The organism is Streptomyces sp. NPDC059900 (assembly GCF_050270335.1).
Taxonomy (GTDB): domain Bacteria; phylum Actinomycetota; class Actinomycetes; order Streptomycetales; family Streptomycetaceae; genus Streptomyces.
Window position 1 is genome coordinate 1 of the sequence record NZ_JBNNJZ010001093.1, and the last position, 1,366, is coordinate 1,366.

1 protein-coding gene is annotated in these 1,366 nt (G+C 69.4%); it reads right to left on the minus strand.

What is annotated here, in order from left to right; translation table 11 throughout:
* Positions 1 to 288: 288 nt before the first annotated feature.
* The coding region (locus ACQKIP_RS47500) for a glycoside hydrolase family 16 protein (RefSeq protein ID WP_427745874.1) at positions 289 to 1,366 on the minus strand (1,078 nt) is incomplete at its 5' end.

Here is a 1,366-nt window from a genome sequence, read left to right on the forward strand (position 1 = left end):
CTCTCGGGGAGCGTGACGCCGAGCAGGGGTAAGGCCAGGGCGAGCAACGCCACGGGCAGCGGCAGCCGGCGCCGGCGGTGGGAGCGGGGTGGTTCGGGCTTCGGGGGAGCGGGGTGTCCGGACACGGGGACTCCGATCGGTTCGGTGTGAGTGTGGTGGGCGTGGTGAGTGTGGTGGGCGTGGTGAGTGTGGTGCGTCTGCGGAACGTGCGCGTGAGGGGGATCGCAGCAAGGGGCGGACCAGTGCCCCGAAGGCTCCGGAGCCCGAAGGCCCCGGAGCCCCGGAGCGCTAACCCTTCTGCTCGACCCGCACCCAGTCGATCTCCGCCTTGACCCCGCCCGCGGCGATCCTGTCGACGCTGGACTGCGGCAGGCCCCAGTACGGCTGGGTGACCTTGTTCCAGCCCGCCGGGTAGGCGCCGCCCAGGGCGAGGTTGAGGATGACGTACTGGTCGTGGTCGAAGACCCACTCGCCGCGGGTGGACTCCAGCTTGTTGCGCGTCGTCTCCTGGACGAGGCGGTCGTCGACGTAGAAGCGCATGCCCGTCGGTGTCCACTCCACCGCGTACGTGTGCCACTGGTCGGCTGTGCCGCCGCCCGGGTAGGTCTGGCGGGCGCCGATGTTGCCGTCCGCCGAATAGCCGGGGCCGTGCAGGGCGGAACTCGTCCAGTCCCCGTAGCCGATGTTCTCCATGATGTCGGTCTCGCCGGAGGCGGGCCACGAGACGTTCGGGTCGTCGACGTCACTGCCCAGCATCCAGAAGGCGGGCCAGAACCCGTCGCCGACCGGCAGCTTCATCCGGGCGCTCACCTTGCCGTACGTGAAGTCGAACTTGGTGTTGGTGTCGATGCGGCCCGAGGTGAAGTCATAGGTGCCGCCGCCAGCGACGGTGCAGTTGTCGCAGTACTTCGCCTCCAGGGACAGACTGCCGTTCTGCGTACGGATGTTGTTCGTGGAGTCGACGTACGCCTGCGACTCGCCGTTGACCGAACCCATCTCCTGGCCGGTCCTGACGACACGCCACTTGGAGCGGTCCAGGCTCGCCCCGGTGAAGTCGTCGAAGAACGTCGTGCGGTACGCCCCCGACTGGTCGCCCGGCAGGGCCGGATAGGCGGCCGACGCGCTGCCGCCCGTGCCCCACACCTGGAACTCGTAGAGCGAGTAGCCGAATTGGGCGGTGGAGGGAGCCGGGTTGTAGAAGGACCGGCGTTCCTTGCCGAGCATCCGCACATAGCGGCCTGTCGCGGGCTGCGAGAGCTTGACGCTGTCGTGCAGCCCCACCGCGTCGCCGGGCGACTTGACGTTCGCCCGCCGCGCGGCGACCTCCGAGGCGGACGGCTCGTGCACGGTGCGCCAGGACATGTTG